Raw genomic sequence first — 16,315 nt, 5'->3', positions numbered from 1 at the left:
CTCACAGCAGCGCCTCTCCTCTGCGTCGCAGCAGCGCCACGATGATGCCGACAGCCACCACGCACTCCGCGACGATGAACACGGAGATGGCGCTGGAGTAGCCGTAGTCGGTGCTGGTGAACGCTGTCTTGTACATGTAGGTGGTCAGCAACTCGGTCGACACGCCGGGGCCTCCGTTGGTGAGCAGGTAGGGCACGTCGAAACCGCGCAGGCCGTAGGTGGTCGCCATGACCAGGGTGGTCAGCCACACCGGACGCAGGTGCGGCAGGCGGATCTGGAAGAAGATCCGCGTCTCCGAGGCGCCGTCGAGCCGGGCGGCCTCCTCGACCTCACGGGGTACGGTGAGCAGGCCGGCCAGCAGGATCACGGTGTACAGACCCATGAACCGCCAGCCCTCGGGAACCGACACCGCGACGAGCGCCGTGTGGACGTCGGACAACCAGGGCCGGGACAGGTCGCCCAGCCCCACCGCGCCCAGCACCTGGTTGATCACGCCCTCGGGCTCGGCGGAGTAGACGCGCTGGAACAGCAGCGCGATGGCCACCGTGGACAGCACCGCGGGCAGCAGGTACAGCACCCGCAGGGTGTCCTGGCCGCGCCGCAGGTACGTCAGGGCGTTCGCGACCAGCAGCGCCCCGCCCAGCTGGATGACCAGGTTGACCGCGAGATAGACCAGCGAGTGCACCGCGGCGCTGCGGAAGGTGCTGTCGATGGTGAGCAGCTGCCGGTAGTTGTCCAGCCCGATGAACTTCATTCGGGTGATGCCGTCCCACTGGAAGAAGCTCAGGAAGAGCGACTCGCCGATGGGGAAGGCCACGGTCGCCAGGTAGACCAGCAGCGGCGGCAGCAGGAAGACCGCCGCCGCCCGGCGGTTGCGCCCCGGCAGCACACCGCCGTTTCCGTGTCTGAGGGAGCGGTTACGAGGGCCGCCGCCCGGTGATTTCCCATTTCTGCTCATGGCGGACCTCACTTGCTGAAGTATCGGGGGGAGTTCGTGGTGACGGCCTGGTCGACGCTCTTCATGAACGCCTCCGGACTCATGTTTCCCTGCGCGAGCAGGACGAGATTCTGCTGTACGACATTGTTGGTGGTCGGATCGAGTTCGGTGTCCCACGGCTTCGCCGTCCGGGTGCCCAACCGCTCCGCCTCGCGGATGACCTGTCCGTAGACCGGCGTCGCGTTGCCGGGAATCGCCGTCGGCGTATCGATGGTGGGCGAGAGCTGGCCCATTGCCGCATACTTCGCCGGATAGCGGGAGACCAGGTACTTCAGGAAATCCTTCACCAAAGGGTCAAATTTCTGGGAGTTCACCGCCATTCCGATACCGGAGCTGACGACGTAGTCATCGGTGCCCGTGGCGGCGCCCTGGGCGGTGGGGAGCTTGAAGTAGCCGACGTCGTTGCGCAGCGACGCGGGAAGGGTATCGGTGGCCAGCAGCCCCAGGTCCCAGGTGCCGTCGTTGATCACAGCGGCCCTGCCCGTGGTGAACAGGTCCGTGGCGTCGGTGTATCCGGCGGAGGAGAATCCCTTCGCGAAACAGCCGGCTGCGCCCAACCGCGCGATGAAGTCGGCCCCGGCCTTCCCGGCGGGGTCGGTCATCTTCGCGTCGCCCCTCTTGAGCTTCTTGACGAAGGCGTTCCCCTGGAGGCGGAAGGGGTAGTACGCCAGATAGCGTTCGAGCGGCCAGCCGTCCTTGCCGTCCAGGGCTATCGGGATGTACCCCTTCGCGCGCAGCGGCTTGCAGTCGGCGATGAACTCGTCGAGTGTCCTGGGCGGTTCGATTCCCGCCTCGGCGAAGGCAGACTTGTTGTACCAGAAGTGCTCCATCGCGAATTCAAGCGGCAGTCCGTAGACACCACCGTTGTCGAACTTCTGGTAGTCGAGGGCGAGCGGCCGGAACCTGTGCTTGGCGCCGAACTCATCCAGCAGGTTCCCGACGTCCACCAGCCGGTTCTGCCGCCGCAATTTCTCGGCGAAAGGAGTGGCGTCCACATCGAAGAATTCAGGCAGCTTTCGCGCGGCGGCGAGAGTCACGACCTTCTGCAGATACGACGGCCGGTCCGGGGTGGAGATGATGTCGAGCTTGAAACCCGGATGCGTCTTTCCGTACTCCGCCGCGACGTCGGCGACAGCCTTGATCACGGGGCCGTCGCTGGGCCTGGCATTGAGCCAGGTGATCGTGTGCGGCTCGATCGGCCCGGAGACGGACCCCCGCACCGCCGCCGGAGATCCTGCCGACGTGCCGCACCCGGTGACCGCGACCAGCAAGCAGGCCATCGTGCCCGCGAGCGACCACAGCCCGCGCCGCGCGTTCATCCGTCGTCCCCTTCCGTGCGCACGTACACAGCGGTGTCGGTGAAGCGGGCCTCACCGTCGCCGACGAACAGCCCGAGGCCCCCGGTCCGCCGGTCGTACATCCGCCCCGACATCGCGATCTCACCGTCCAGGTAGGCCACGTAGGCCGTGTCGTCGATCAGGATCTCCAGGTGGTGCGAGGTCTGCGGGGCGAGCGGCGCGGGGCGTTCGAGCTCCACCGCATGGGGTACGTCTCCGGATATCTGCCACTGGTGTGCTCCCAGCTGGGGGCGTGGCCAGCGGTCGAAGACCATCCGCTGCCGTGACGGTTCGAGCCGCAGAAAGTAGCCGGAGTCACAATCGTCACTGCCGCGCAGCACAACCCCGCACTCCCGGGTGCCGGGGGTGAACGACACGGTAGTCGTCACCCGGCAGCGGGCGGGCAGTTCCGTGGCCCACAGCGTGGCCAGCGAGTCGGGCGCAGTGCATGCGACGGCATCGTCGCCCAGCGACCAGTGGCCGGTCACCGGCCGCGGGGCCGGCATCTTGAGCGCGACATCGAACGCTGCTCGGACATTATGCGGCATCCCGGCAGCCAGGGTTCCGTCGTCCCGGGCGGTGATCTCGTGCACGGCTAGGTCTCCGGCCCACTCCCAGGCGCCGTCGTCCCGCAGCCCCTGCCGGGTGGGGATCCACCCGAAGGCGTATCGCCGCCCGCCGTCACCCGCCGTCTTGGCCGCGTAGAAGCCCCGGCCGTCGATCCCGTCGTCGCTGGGCGTCTGCCACGGCCCGTGCGGCGACGGTGCGATCCGGTACCTGACCGTGAACCGCTCGGAGAACTCCGAGTACAGCAGGTACCAGCGGCCGTCCAGATCGAACAGGTCCGGGCACTCATGGGTGACGAACCGGGACGGCGCGGAGAAGGGCTCGGTGACCGTCCACGTGCTCAGATCGGAGGAGACCGCACGCGCCACGCAGCCGCGGCGGCGCTCCGGCCCCTCGGTGGTGCGAGCGGCCAGCAGCATGGTGAACTCGCTCGCCCCCGGCGCCCGGAAGACGAAGGGATCACGCCAGTCGCCGGGCTCGTAGCGGTCCGCCGGAGCGTAGAAGGTGTCCTGCGGCAGCTTCGTCCACGTCAGCAGATCGTCGCTGACGGCGTGCATCACCGCCTGGAGCGGCACCCCCGTCGCCGGATCCCGGACGGCCGGATTGTATCCGGTGTAGAAGAGGTGGTGGGTTCCCTGGTGCTCGATCACACAGCCGGTGTACGCGTGCAGGTCCTGCTCCTGCGGGCCGCCGTGCGGCAGCACCTCGCCCCGGTAGTCGAAGTCCACGAAGTCGCGCGTGCACGCCAGGTGCCACGAGGTGCCGGCGTCGTAGGCCCCGGTGCGCGTCTCATGCAGGTAGAACAGCCAGTAGCGGCCGTCCCAGAAGTAGGGGATCACGTCCCCAACCCACCCACCTGGCGGCCGGAACAGGATCGGTGCGCTCTGCACGTTTCGCTCTCCTAAGTTAAGCGCTTTGCTTCGGCTTGTGGCGAGCACGCTACAACGTCGATGCCAAGAGGTGAAGCGCTTAGCCTCAGATTGTTTCCGGCGGTCCTCCCCGGTACTTCACAGGCTGCGGAACGGTCGCGGCGCTCCGACGGTTCTCAGCGAACGAGCAGAATCGTGCTCGATGTCGCTCGGGCGGGAGGGGTGAGCCGGTCGATCTCGGCCGTCAACGTGCTTGCCCGGCCGGTGAGTTCGGCCTCCTGCTCAGGCGTGCCCTGCGGGTCGGCCGGGGTGCGCAGGGCGGTGGCGGCGGTGCCGGTCGGGCGCCGGGTCATCCGGTGGGGCCCGGCCCGGTGCACGCCGGACGACGGGGAGGCCGGCCGGGATCCGTGGTCCCGCACGAGCCGCCGGTGCAGTGTCGAGGTCCCGGGGGTCTGCCCGCCTCTCCACCGGATCGGCCGTGGGACGAACCCGGCATCCTGCGGGTTGCAACTCCACCGGCCGGTCACCCACCACCCAAGCCTCCGGGGACCGGCGCGACTCATGGAGCGGATATCAACTCGCGTGCCGGCTCCGAGGCTTCAGCGCTGGTCGAGGGTGATGCGGATACCGGTGGAACCCTGTGGGCCTCTGCGGAGCCGACTGGTCAACAGCGTGAGGCGACCGGTGAGGCCGTACTTGCGGGCGATGAGCTTGCGATAGCGGCCGGTGGTGGCAGGGCCGCAGATCTCGGCGGTGGCCGGGATCTGGTCGCCGAGGGGGTTGCCGCGCAGGTCGCAGGGGCCGACGAGGATGTCGCCGCGGGCACGGATGCGTGTGACCTTGTAGGAGTCGGCGGTGGTCCAGATGCCGAGGGTGTCGCCGTCGCGTACGACCCAGACGGCGGTGGGGACGGGGGTGCCGTTCTTGCGGTAGCTGGTGACGAGCAGGTACTTGCCCGCGCCGAGGCTCTCCAGTGCGCTGACATCCATGTCGAGTGAGCTCCTGATCCGGGTGGTCGGAAGGGCGGCCGTGTCTGCGGCACGCGGCCGGTCACGTATCTGCCGGGGCGTGGGGTGTTGCTCAGAGGCGGGCGCGCAGGAAGCTGTCGATCTTGGTGACGGCGGGGGTGACGAACTCGGGCCGGTCGTAGAAGTCGAAGTGCGTGCCGCCCTCGATGAGGAAGAGTTCCTTCGGCTCCTGGGCGGCGTCGTAGGCTGCCTGGCTCTGCTGGAGGGTCTCGGCCTCGGTGCCGGCGACGAGCAGCAGCGGGGTGGGGGCGAGGAGCTCGATGGTGTCCAGGGCGGAGAACTGGGCCATCTTGTCGTACGACCACAGCAGCATCTTGTTGTTCCAGGCCGGGTCCTGGTTGCGGTCGGTGAGGTAGAACTTCTTGCCGTTGTTGACCCACTCACCGCCGTCGCCATCGGGCATGAAGGGCACGTACTGCGGTTCCGCGCCCTGTGCGTACGCCTCACGCGCCTGGGCGGCGGCGCCCATCGTCCGGCGCCAGTCGCCCGCGTAGCCGCTGGTGATGGTGGCGCGCAGATCGGGCAGGCCGCTGACCGTCGCGACCGCCTTGATCCGCTGGTCGGCGACGGCCGCGTAGGGGACGTAGCCGCCTCCGCCGCAGACACCGATCGCCCCGATCCTCTCCCGGTCGACCTCGTCGCGGCCCACGAGGAACGTCACCGCGTTCTTGATGTCCTCGGACTTGGCGTAGGGGTCCTCGTCGAAGCGGGGCAGGCCCTCGCTGTCGCCGTAGCTGGTGTGGTCGAACGCCAGGGCCGCATACCCCAGTTCGGCCAGCCGCGTGCCGTAGGCCGCCGGGGACTGCTCCTTGGTGCCGGAGGCGGCTCCGACCACGACGACCCCCGGAACCGCTCCGGTACGCCCCTCAGGGAGGTAGAGGTGGCCGACCAGACGGTTGCCGTGGCTGTCGAAGGTGACGTCGATACGCATGGCTGACTGCCTTTCAGGGGAAGTTCTCTCGGGCTCGGTATCGAGTATTCGGCCCTCCCACCACTGTGACCAGGGGAAAGAGTCTTCCTAGGAAGGAGTTTTCCTAGGTTCGTGATGCCCCTTCATGCCCGTCTTTCCATGGGAGACGATGAGCGGCATGAGCGCACACACAGACCGTCCCAGGGAACTCGCCGCCTTCCTCAAAGCGCACCGCAGCCGCCTCGACCCGGCGGACGCCGGCCTGTCCACGCCCGGGCAGTCCCGCCGCGTCCCGGGCCTGCGCCGCGAGGAGGTGGCCCAGCTCGCCTCGATCAGTACCGACTACTACACCCGCCTGGAACAGGGCCGCCTGACCGGCGCCTCCCCGGGTGTCCTGGACGCTCTGGCCGACGCCCTGCGCCTCGGCGAGGACGAACGCAACTACCTCTTCCAACTCGCCGGCAAGACCGACCGGCGCCCCCGCAGACAGACCGGGCCTGAACGGGTCCACCCCCAGCTTCAGCGACTGCTGGACAACCTGCGCGACAGCCCCGCCCTCGTCCTCGGCCGCCACCTGGACATCCTGGCCTGGAATGCGCTGGCCACCGCCGTCTTCCGCGACTTCGCCCAGGTGCCCCGCCGTGAACGCAACTTCCTGCGCATGCTCTTCCTCGACCCCCGGATCCGCGGTCGCTACACCGACTGGCCACCCCTGGCCCGGATCTGCGTCGGCTTCGTCCGCGCCACCACCGACGGACACAGCGAACCCAGGATCTCCGCCCTGATCGGTGAACTCTCCCTCACCGACGCCGACTTCCGCACCTGGTGGGCCGAACAGCACACCAGCTACCAGACCACCGGCACCAAGCACCTCACCCACCCCGACACCGGCGACTACGCCCTCGACTGGCAGGTGCTGCGCACCCTCGACGAAGAGCAGCTGCTCATGGTCATGACCGCGCCGGACGGCGACAGCCTGGACGCGTTGCGCCGGCTCGCCCGCGCCGTCTCCACCGACTCCGACACATGAGTTCCGGCCGCGTCGAGCGCCATCGACATGTGTCACGCGCCCTTGAGCCACCACAGCCGTATCGTCAGTCGTCAACCCGCCGATGCCGGCCCGGTGCCCGTGGTGTCGGCGCGGGCACCGGGCGGTCCCGTCAGGTGAAGCGGCGGACGAAGGTGAGTGCCGTCTCGGCGACTTCCTGCCAGCCGCTGTCGATGGTGAGCGCGTGCCCGCGGCCGGTGATCTCGGTGATCTCGGTGATGCCCGGGTTGTGCAGCTGTCTCTTGTAGGAGGCGTTGGCCATGGCCCAGGGGACGGTGTGGTCCTTCTCGCCGGAGATGATCAGCAGGGGGCCGCGGTCGGGGTTGTCGGTGTCGACCTTGGCCTCGGTCCAGGGGTTGAAGTTGGCGGTGGCGGCCTGGAAGACCGGGGCGCCGGGTGCCGGGACGGCGAACGTCTCGAAGAGTTCCTTGGCTTCCTCCTCGCTGACGGCGTTGGCGAAGGCGTAGCGGAACTGCTCGAACGTGAGCGGAACGGCGCGATGCCGGTTGGCGGGGTTGCTCAGCACGGGCGCCGACGAGCGCAGGGCGGAGACCGGCAGGGGCAGCACCCCTCGGAAGGGGGCGGGATCGATAATGAGGCCTGTTTCCTCGGCCGGGCCGAGTGCGGCGTCGGCGGCTTCCATGCCGTGCGGATACGCGGCCCAGATCGTGCGCAGCCCACCCTGGCGAACAGCGCGATCGTGAACACCTCGAAGACACCGCCGATCACGGTCGTGGAGACACCCCAGGCATGATCGGCGGCCTGGCGCACGGAGGTCTCGACATTCCCCGAACCGCGCAGCAGGCGCTCCGTCGTGATGTTCGTGTGGAAGGTGCGATTGACCCGGTCGACAAGGGTGTCGAACAGCTCGGGGACTTCGCCGGAGACCTGTGTGGCCTGGTCGATCAGCAGCGTCACCATGGCGGCGGAGAAGCCGCCGATCGCTGCCAGCGTCACCGCGAACACGATCAGTGTCGCGGGTGTCCGGCTCAGCCCCCGTGCTTCCAGCCGGCTCACCGCCGGTTCCATCACCATGGCCAGGAAGAAGGAGATCAGGAGCATCACCCCGAAACCGACGAGCTGGCGTGCCGCCCAGACGGTCACGTCGAACACTGCCGTGAGGGCGAGGCCGATGGCGATCGCCTTGGGGAGCCAGGGCGGCATGCCCTGACGCGCCGCGCCGGAGGCGTGAGAGCCCTCCCGGCCGTTCTGAGGGGCCGTCATGTCTTGGTTGGCATGGTTGGCACACACGGTCGCGAATAGTTCCTGTCTCTGAGGGTGAGAAGTGTCAGAGCGTGCGGTCGGGGGACCCGGCCGGCAGGCGGTAGCGCCGCACGACGCCGTGCAGGGCCTCGGCGCACCCCACGGCGATCAGCCAGCCGCCGGCGGCCGTGGTGAGTACGTCCACGGACACGACCGGAAAAGCCAGGAGCAGCGCACCGGCCGCCACGCTCGACGTTCCAGCGGCGGTGCGCCGGCGTCGACGGCGCAGTCCCGGTGTGCGCCGGGCGGCGACGATCCGTCCGACACCGCCCAGCAGCCGGCCGCAGCCGGTCCACCAGATCAGCAGGAGCACCGACAGGTGCGGGTCGAGGAGGCACACCACCCCGACCACAAGGCGAGTGGCCCCGGGCCAGGTGAGCACGGCAGCTCCCGCGCCGACGGCCACGATGCCCGCGTCGAGCCGGACCTGCCATGCGGCGTCGTACAGCAAGGTGAGCAGGCCCCCTTAGGGACACCGTTTCCGGCAGGGACCTGTTCGGATCACCGGCCGGCGGTCGAGGCCGCGGCCTTCCCGACAAGTCCGGTGACCGCGCCGGGGTCGGGGAACTCGGCCACACTGTTCCAGCCCGGCGCGTCCGCGAACGCGCCGTGTACGAGAACGACGGTCGGCTTGCTCGTCGTGGCCTGCCCGGTGGAGACGGCCTCGGCGACGGGCGACAGCCACCCTGCCGCCGCCAGGGCGGCGGCACCGACCACCACGCCGGCCCATTTCAGCTGACGACGAGGACTTCTGCGCATGGGTACTCCCCGGAGTAGGAGATCGCTGAGAACGGTGCCTCGAAGAGACGGACCGCCGGGCTGGTGAACCCGTGCGGACGTGCGGGCACGGGAGCGAGGTGTGCCCCAAGGTGGGCGCGGGACTCGTCGACTGACGTTAGGCGACGAGGCACATGAAGGACTATCAGTAACTTGACGGTCGTTCGACCTCAGTCATATGACAGATCCGCGCGGGGTCACCAACTGGCCACAGTGATACCAGCTGTGTCATCGGCTGCGTGCCGGAGCGAGAACTCGCGGACCGGCGGACACCTGATGCGTCACACCCGGAAGGGGTTTGTTCATGACGGTCGCCGAGCGCTATGACTTGACATCGTATCAGCGGGACATCTGGGTGGCATGCTCGTTGTTACCCGACAACCCTCAGTTCAACTGCATTTTGCACGAGCGGCTCGAAGGGGATGTGGACCGGGCTCTGCTCGTGCGCAGCATCGAGCGGACCGGCTGGGATTTCGACGCGCTCCGGCTGCGGTTGGACGAGGACGAGGACGGCACACCGTACCAGTGGCTGAGTGAGGAACCCCTCGCGGTCACCGAGGTCGACCTCTCCGACAGCCCTGACCCTGCCGGGGCGTGCGCCGCGTGGATGGAGCGCGCTCTGTTCCGGACCTTCCCGCTGCGGCGCAGCCCCCTGGTCGAGGCCACGCTGCTGGTGGAGAGCCCGACGGTGACCCATCTGCACCTGAAAGTGCATCACCTGCTGGGTGACGGCTTCTCGGGGCCGCTGCTCGACCGCCGGATCTTCCACCACTACGGTGCCGCGTCGGCCGGTGGTCCCGCGCCGGCCGACAAGCCGCCGGGCTATCTGCCGTTCGTGGTCAAGGAAGCCGACTATCGCGCCTCCCAGGCGTACCGGGACGACCAGGAGTTCCACCGCGCCGCCCTCGACGGTGCGGTGCCCGCGCTGTTCACACGCAAGGCAGCCTCCGGCAGCCGGCGCAGCGCCCGGCACGGCTTCGTGATCGAGGGCGAAATCCTGGAGCGCATCCGCGCGGCCGGTCACACGCCGTTCGGCTACCTCGCCGCTGTGCTGGGCGGCTATCTCGCCCGTGTCCTGGACAGCGACGAGGTGGTGCTCGGCATCGCGCTCGCCAACCGGTGGGGGGCACAGAAGAAGGTTGTCGGCGACTTCGCCAACACCATGCCGCTGCGGCTGCGGGCGACCGGCTCGACGCCGCTGGGCGACCTGGCCGGCCACGTGCGGGACGCGGTGCTGCCGCTGCTGCGCCATGGGCGGCTGTCGCTGGGCGACCTGCTGCGCGGGCTGCCTCGTGCCAAGGACGAATCCGGTGTCCGCCAGCTGTTCGACGTGACGTTCTCCTTCCACGAGCCCGCCAGGCCCGAGGACTTACCCGGGGTCGTGCGGGAGATGACGCTGGCCAACGCGAGCTGCCACGACCAGGACGTGCTCAACGTCTATGTGACGGCCCCCGCCGGCGGCGGGGACGCCCAGGTCGACCTGCTCTGTGCCGCGGACGTCTTCGACGACGACTTCTCCATCGAGACCGTGGCCGGGCATCTGCGGTCCCTCATCCTCGGCGGACTGGACGACGCCGGGTCGCCGGTGGCCGCCCTCCCCATGCTGACGCCCGAGGAACACGCCGACCTCACCGAGGGCCGCAGCCGCGGGCCGGTCGTCGCGCTCCCGGAACAGGCGACCGTGCACGGCCTGTTCGAGGCCCAGGCGGCGCGCGTTCCCGGACGGATCGCCCTGGTGGGCCCGGCCGCCGACCAGTCCATGACCTACGGAGAGCTCGACGCGCACGCCAACCGGCTCGCGCGCGCCCTGCGTGCGGAGGGGGTCGGGCCCGGCGACCGGGTCGCCGTCGTGCTGGAGCGCGGTCCGCGGCTGCTGGTCGCGCTGCTCGCGGTGCTCAAGGCCGGCGGCGCCTACGTTCCGGTGGACCCCGGCTATCCGGACCGACGCATCCGGTTCCTGCTGGAGGACAGCGAGGCGAAGATCGTCCTGGTCGACGGGACCGCGCCCGGAGCCGCTGCCGAGGCGACAGGGGTGCGGCGGATGGCGGAGCTGGTGGAGTCCCAGCCGTCCGCCGCTCCACTGGAGCCGCTGGCCACCGCCCGTGACCTCGCCTACGTGATCTACACGTCGGGTTCGACGGGTACCCCGAAGGGCGTCATGGTGGAACACCGTTCGGTGGTGAACCGCCTGGCGTGGATGCAGCGCGCCTACCCGATCGGCGAAGGCGACACCCTGCTGCAGAAGACGCCGGTGTCCTTCGACGTCTCGGTGTGGGAGCTGTTCTGGTGGGCGGCCCAGGGGGCACGGCTCGCGCTGCTGCCGCCGGGCGGGGAGAAGGACCCCAAGCAGATCCTGCGCGCGGTCGGCGAGCACCGGGTCACGATGCTGCACTCCGTGCCCTCCATGCTGGGCCCGCTGCTGGAGGTGCTCGACGACTCCCCGGCGCTCGCCGAGGGCCGGTCGCTGCGGTACGTCTTCTGCAGCGGTGAGGCGCTGCCACCCGCCAGGGTCGAGCAGTTCAACCGCGTCCTGGGCCAGGACGCGCGGCGCGCCCCCACCGTGGTCAACCTCTACGGGCCCACTGAGGCCACCGTCGACGTGTCCTGGTACGACTGCCCGGTGGAACCCGGGCAGCGGGTCGGCCGGGTGCCGATCGGACGCCCGGTGGACAACACACAGCTGTATGTGCTGGACGGACGTGGCCGGCCGCAGCCCGTCGGCGTGCCCGGCGAACTGTACATAGGCGGGATCCAGGTCGCCCGCGGCTATCTGAACCGTCCCGGGCTCACCCGGGAGAGGTTCGTCGACGACCCGTTCACCTCGGGCGGCCGGTTGTACCGGACGGGTGATCGGGCGAGGTGGCTGGCCGACGGCGCTCTGGAATACCTCGGCCGTGACGACGACCAGGTCAAGATCCGAGGCAACCGGGTGGAGACCGGCGAGGTGTCCGCGGCACTGGCCACCGTCCCCGGGCTGCGCGACGCCCTCGTGATCGACCGCACCGAGCCCGGCCGAGGCACGTACCTCGTCGGTTACTACGTGGCGGACGAGGAGCACGCGCCGGGCGAGCTGCGGAAGCGATTGGGTGAACGGCTCCCCGAGTTCATGGTCCCCGTGGCCTTCCAGCGGATCGACCACATCCCACTGACCCCCAACGGCAAGGCCGACCGCTCGGCGCTGCCCGCCCCGCGCGGCACCGCGGCAGGCCCGGCGAGCCGGCCGCCGGCCAACCCCGTCGAGGCGGAACTCGCCGCCGTCTGGGCGGATGTGCTGAACCTGGAACAGGTGGGCGTGGATGACGACTACTACGCGCTGGGCGGCGACTCGATCACGATGCTCCGCATCCGCGCCCAGGCCGAGCGGCGCGGCCTGCACTTCTCCCTCACCGACCTGGTGCGCCACCCCACCGTCGAGGCACTCGCCGCCCGGATCGGAACCGGCCGCCGTGCCGCCGATCCCGGCCTGGCACCCTTCGCCCTCATCCCCAGCGTGGACCGGGCCGGGCTGGCCGGTGCACAGGACGCCCACCCCCTGACCCGCCTTCAGCTCGGACTGCTCTACCACAGCAACCGGGGCGAGCGCTCGGCGGTCTACCGGGACGTCTTCCGCTACAGCCTGGAGATGCCGTGGGACGAGGCGGCGTTCCGTGTCGCCTTCGCTTCCCTGAGGGAGCGACACCCCAGCCTGCGGTCCTCGTTCGACCTGGCCCACCACAGCGAACCCGTCCAGATCGTCCACGCCGCCGCGCCCGGCGGGCTGGACGTCCTCGACCTGCGCACTTCCACCGAAGCCGCTGCCGAGGCCGAGATCGCGCGGTACGTCGAGGAGCGCCGCCACCACGACTACGCCCTGGAACAGGCCCCGTTGTACCGGCTGCGCGCCCATCCGCGGCCCGAGACCGTGGAGCTGGTGCTCAGCTTCCATCACGCGCTCCTCGACGGCGGCAGCGTGGCCAACCTGCTGGCAGAACTCCTCCAGGACTACACGCACCGGCTCGGCCGTCCCATCGGCCCGGTGGACGACGGCGCACTGCCGTCCGCCGCCCACTTCGTCCGCGCCGAGCGGCAGGCCCTGGCGTCGCGGGAGAGCCGGCACCACTGGCAACAGCTCCTCGCGGGCGCCGAGCCCCTGCGGCTGGACACGCTGCGCCCCCACCGGGCGCCGGGCGAGATCGGGCAGACCGTCCGCGACGTGGAGCTGCCCGACGAACTCGCCGCCCGCGTGGAGGAACTCGCGCGGGACAACGCGCTGCCCGTCAAGGCCGTCTTCCTCGCCGCCCACTGCCTGGCCCTTCGGCTGCTCGCCGGGACGGACGACGTGACGACCGGGACGATCACGCACGGGCGGCCGGACATGGCAGGCGCCGACCGGATCGCCGGTCTGTTCCTCAACACCGTGCCCGTGCGGCTGCGCGAACGCGGCGCCAGCTGGCTCCAGGTGGTGCGCGAGGTGTTCCAGCAGGAGCAGGAGGGGTATCCGCACCGGCGCTATCCGCTCAGCGCCATCCAGGCGGACCACGGCGCGGCGGTGGTGCGCACCGCCTTCAACTACGTACGTTTCCGCCAGTTCGATCCGGTGCTGGCGCTGTCCGGCGTCCGGCTGCGGGGTTTCCGCGCCTGGGAGGAGACCGACTTCGACCTGCTGGTCAACGTCTACACCGACCCCGACAGCGCACGGGTGCGGCTGCGGGTCGACTGCGCCGGACACGCCTTCAGCCCCGACCAGGCGGACCTGCTGGCCCAGTCGCTGATCGCGCTGCTGCGCCGCATGACCCAGCGCCCTCACGAGGAGCCTGACTTCGCCTTCCTCGCGCCGCCGCCAGTGCGGGCCGAGTCCGGCGAGGACGCCCGGCACAGCGTGGTACGGCGGTTCCTGGAGCAGGCCGCGAGCACTCCGCACGCGACCGCCGTGGTGATGGACGGGCAGCGGTGGACGTACGAACGGCTGGGCGGAGCCGCCCGCGCGGTGGCGCACCGGCTGCTCTCCGACGGCCTGATCCCGGGCGCCCGCATCGGCATCGCGATGGACCGCTCACCGCTGACCGTCGCGGCGATCGTGGGCACCCTCATGGCGGGGGCAGCGGTCGTGCCACTGGACACCTCGTTCCCCGAGGCGCGGATCACCGCGATGATCCGGCAGGCGGAACCGTTCCGGATCATCGCCGAGCGGCGGCACGTGGCGCTGGTGGGTGCCGGGGCCCCGGTGCTGCCCGCGGAGTCCCTCACACAGGAGGTGCCCGACGCGTTCGACCCGGCGGAGCCAGGCCCCGAGGCGATGGCGTACGTGCTGTTCACCTCCGGCTCCACGGGCACGCCCAAGGCGGTCGCGATGCCGCACCGCGGCCTGGCCAACCTGGTGGCCTGGCAGAACCGGCGCGACAGCGGCGCCGTCGGCGGCGCGACGCTGGCGTACGCGCCGCTGAGCTTCGACGTCTCGTTCCAGGAGATCTTCTCCACACTCTGCGGAGGGGGCACACTGCACCTGGTCACGGAGTCCGAGCGGCGCGACATGCCGGCCCTGCTGCGCAGGGCCGATCGCGAGGGGATCGAGCGGGTGTTCTTCCCCTACGTCGCCCTCCAGCAGTTCGCCGAGGCGGCGGCCGCCCTGGGCCTGGCCCCGCGCCGGCTGCGGGTGCTGATCTCCTCGGGCGAGCAGCTGCGCGTGACCGGCGAGATCCGCGCCCTGCTCGCCGCGCTGCCCGGAGCCCTGCTGGAAAACCAGTACGGACCGACGGAATCCCATGTCGTGACCGCCTTCGCGATGACCGGCGACCCCACGGCCCTGCCCGCGCTGCCGCCCGTCGGCCGGGCCATCGACGGCGCTGAGGCCCATGTGCTGGACTCCAGGCTGCGTCCGGTACCGACAGGGGTGAAGGGAGAGCTGTACCTCGGCGGTGCGTGCCTGGCACAGGGCTATCTGGGACGGCCCGACCTGACCCGGGAACGGTTTGTCCCGCACCCGTTCGGCACGGCGGACGAGGTGCTCTACCGCACCGGCGACCTCGCGCTCACCCTGCCCGGCGGAGACATCGTCTGCGTCGGCCGGGCGGACACGCAGGTGAAGATCCGCGGCTACCGGGTCGAGCCCGCCGAGGCCGAACTGGCCGTCACCCGCCTCGCCGAGGACGACCCCGGCATCCGCGAAGCCGCGGTCGTCGCGCGGCACACCGAAGGCGGCGACGCCTTCCTCGCTGCTTTCCTCACCGGTGACCCGGACCGCGCCGACCTGGACGGACTCAGGGCCCGGCTGCGGGACACCCTGCCGGACCACCTGGTCCCCTCGCGATTCGCCTGGCTGCCGGCCCTGCCGCTGACCCCCAGCGGCAAGCGGGACGACGCCGCGCTGCGCCGCGTCCCGCTCGCCGCCGCCGACACCGGTGCCGCGGCCGACACCACCGCGCCGCGGGACGAGTACGAGCGGGCACTGGCGGAGATGCTCGCCGACCTGTTGCGGCTGCCGAGCGTCGGCGTGCACAGCAACATGTTCCACCTCGGCGGCACCTCTTTGACGGCGATGCGGCTGGTGGTGCGCGTGGAACAGCGCTACGGCGTCACCGTTTCGCTGTCGGACTTCGTCGCCGCCCCGACCGTGGCCCGACTGGCGGACCGCCTGCGCCGCGACGCCGCAGTGCCGGCCTTCGACCCGCTGGTGCCGATCAGGCCCGAGGGCACCCGTCCGCCCCTGTTCCTGGTCCACCCCATGGGCGGCAATGTGCTGTGCTACCTGCCGTTCGCCCGCCACCTGCCGGCCGATCAACCGCTGTACGCGCTTCAGGCCGCGGGAGCCGACCCGGGCATGGCGCCACTGCGCTCCATGCGGGAGCTCGCGGACAGCTATGTCGCCGCGCTACGGCGGGTGCAGCCGCACGGGCCCTACACCATCGGCGGCTGGTCCTTCGGCGGCTTCGTGGCCTTCGAGATGGCCAGGCAGCTGACGGCGGCCGGCGAGCGGATCGCCGGCCTGATCGTGCTCGACACCGTCGCCGCGACCCCGGGCGACCGGCCGCGCCACAGCGACGACCAGCTGCTGACCTGGTTCTTCTGGGAGATGCTGCTGACGCTCGGTGGCCGGTCCCCGGTGCTGGAGATCCCTACGGAACTGACCGGGCTGGACGAGAAGTTCGCCTTCATCGCCGACGCCGCGGCACGCTCCGGGGTGCTCCCCGCGGGCAGCACGTCCGCCGTCGTCGAGCGGCTGTTCCGCGTGTACGAGTCCAACTGGAGCGCGGCGCTGGCCTACACGCCCGAGGCGGCCGGGGTGGACCTCACTCTGATCCGGGCGAGGGACCCGCTGCCCGAGGTACTGCGGTCGATGCACGACTCGGTGGGCAGCCGCTACCGGGACACCGACAACGGCTGGAGCCTGCTGACCGGCCGCCGGGTGGAAGTCGTGCAGGTCCCCGGAGACCATCTGTCGATCATGAAGGAACCGTACGTGGAACACGTCGCCGAGACCGTGGGCGACCTGATCAGCCGTCGGCCCGACGCCGCCGCCACCGACTCGGCCAGGGGAGCTTGA

At 70.4% G+C, this 16,315-nt stretch carries 12 protein-coding genes; 2 read left to right on the top strand and 10 right to left on the bottom strand.

The features are described from left to right. Position 1: 1 nt before the first annotated feature. The 6 genes from CTZ28_RS19980 to CTZ28_RS19955 form a co-directional block, all read right to left on the bottom strand. Positions 2 to 958, bottom strand: a complete 957-nt coding sequence (locus CTZ28_RS19980) for a carbohydrate ABC transporter permease (protein ID WP_220795363.1) — start codon at positions 956 to 958, stop codon at positions 2 to 4. A gap of 8 nt (positions 959 to 966) precedes the next feature. Then, positions 967 to 2,316: an ABC transporter substrate-binding protein gene (locus tag CTZ28_RS19975; protein WP_121891008.1), complete on the bottom strand. Its 1,350-nt coding sequence runs from the start codon at positions 2,314 to 2,316 to the stop codon at positions 967 to 969. Further along, a complete protein-coding gene (locus tag CTZ28_RS19970) occupies positions 2,313 to 3,791 on the bottom strand; it encodes a glycoside hydrolase family protein (protein ID WP_121891007.1) in 1,479 nt (492 codons plus the stop codon). Before CTZ28_RS19970 ends, CTZ28_RS19975 begins: the two co-directional genes overlap by 4 nt. Positions 3,792 to 3,946: 155 nt before the next feature. Then, positions 3,947 to 4,189 carry a hypothetical protein gene (locus CTZ28_RS19965; protein ID WP_121891006.1) on the bottom strand — a complete coding sequence of 81 codons (243 nt, stop codon included), beginning with the start codon at positions 4,187 to 4,189 and terminating at the stop codon, positions 3,947 to 3,949. 180 nt (positions 4,190 to 4,369) lie between these two features. Further along, the gene (locus CTZ28_RS19960; RefSeq protein WP_121891005.1) at positions 4,370 to 4,759 is read right to left on the bottom strand and encodes a PPOX class F420-dependent oxidoreductase; all 390 of its coding nucleotides are present in this window, start codon (positions 4,757 to 4,759) and stop codon (positions 4,370 to 4,372) included. Positions 4,760 to 4,850: 91 nt separating this feature from the next. Continuing rightward, complete coding sequence (locus CTZ28_RS19955) at positions 4,851 to 5,729, bottom strand: alpha/beta hydrolase (protein WP_121891004.1); 879 nt, start codon at positions 5,727 to 5,729, stop codon at positions 4,851 to 4,853. Positions 5,730 to 5,886: 157 nt separating this feature from the next. On the opposite strand from CTZ28_RS19955, the gene CTZ28_RS19950 reads away from it, so the two are divergent. Further along, entirely contained in the window at positions 5,887 to 6,738 is an 852-nt protein-coding gene (locus CTZ28_RS19950; protein WP_121891003.1) for a helix-turn-helix transcriptional regulator, read from the top strand. A 130-nt stretch (positions 6,739 to 6,868) separates the two neighbouring features. On the opposite strand, the gene CTZ28_RS19945 is transcribed toward CTZ28_RS19950, so the two are convergent. The 4 genes from CTZ28_RS19945 to CTZ28_RS19930 form a co-directional block, all read right to left on the bottom strand. After that, complete coding sequence (locus CTZ28_RS19945) at positions 6,869 to 7,282, bottom strand: alpha/beta hydrolase (RefSeq protein ID WP_259471702.1); 414 nt, start codon at positions 7,280 to 7,282, stop codon at positions 6,869 to 6,871. Continuing rightward, positions 7,276 to 7,980, bottom strand: coding sequence for an AI-2E family transporter (locus CTZ28_RS19940; RefSeq protein ID WP_147481170.1), 705 nt, complete (start codon positions 7,978 to 7,980; stop codon positions 7,276 to 7,278). The genes CTZ28_RS19945 and CTZ28_RS19940 overlap by 7 nt, the downstream gene beginning before the upstream one ends. Positions 7,981 to 8,044: 64 nt before the next feature. Next, complete coding sequence (locus CTZ28_RS19935; protein WP_121891001.1) at positions 8,045 to 8,470, bottom strand: DUF308 domain-containing protein; 426 nt, start codon at positions 8,468 to 8,470, stop codon at positions 8,045 to 8,047. A 50-nt stretch (positions 8,471 to 8,520) separates the two neighbouring features. Next, positions 8,521 to 8,778 carry a hypothetical protein gene (locus CTZ28_RS19930; RefSeq protein WP_147481169.1) on the bottom strand — a complete coding sequence of 86 codons (258 nt, stop codon included), beginning with the start codon at positions 8,776 to 8,778 and terminating at the stop codon, positions 8,521 to 8,523. A 322-nt stretch (positions 8,779 to 9,100) separates the two neighbouring features. Between CTZ28_RS19930 and CTZ28_RS19925 the strand changes: the two genes are divergently transcribed. Next, the gene (locus CTZ28_RS19925; protein ID WP_121890999.1) at positions 9,101 to 16,315 is read left to right on the top strand and encodes an amino acid adenylation domain-containing protein; all 7,215 of its coding nucleotides are present in this window, start codon (positions 9,101 to 9,103) and stop codon (positions 16,313 to 16,315) included.

Source organism: Streptomyces shenzhenensis (assembly GCF_003688995.1).
GTDB lineage: Bacteria > Actinomycetota > Actinomycetes > Streptomycetales > Streptomycetaceae > Streptomyces > Streptomyces shenzhenensis_A.
This window is presented reverse-complemented; position numbering and strand designations above follow the sequence as displayed.

Coding starts and splice junctions, on each gene's coding strand:
- CTZ28_RS19950 (WP_121891003.1), top strand. CDS start 5,887: ATGAGCGCACACACAGACCGTCCCAGGGAACTCGCCGCCTTCCTCAAA.
- CTZ28_RS19940 (WP_147481170.1), bottom strand. CDS start 7,980: ATGACGGCCCCTCAGAACGGCCGGGAGGGCTCTCACGCCTCCGGCGCG.
- CTZ28_RS19975 (WP_121891008.1), bottom strand. CDS start 2,316: ATGAACGCGCGGCGCGGGCTGTGGTCGCTCGCGGGCACGATGGCCTGC.
- CTZ28_RS19960 (WP_121891005.1), bottom strand. CDS start 4,759: ATGGATGTCAGCGCACTGGAGAGCCTCGGCGCGGGCAAGTACCTGCTC.
- CTZ28_RS19980 (WP_220795363.1), bottom strand. CDS start 958: ATGAGCAGAAATGGGAAATCACCGGGCGGCGGCCCTCGTAACCGCTCC.
- CTZ28_RS19925 (WP_121890999.1), top strand. CDS start 9,101: ATGACGGTCGCCGAGCGCTATGACTTGACATCGTATCAGCGGGACATC.
- CTZ28_RS19930 (WP_147481169.1), bottom strand. CDS start 8,778: ATGCGCAGAAGTCCTCGTCGTCAGCTGAAATGGGCCGGCGTGGTGGTC.
- CTZ28_RS19955 (WP_121891004.1), bottom strand. CDS start 5,729: ATGCGTATCGACGTCACCTTCGACAGCCACGGCAACCGTCTGGTCGGC.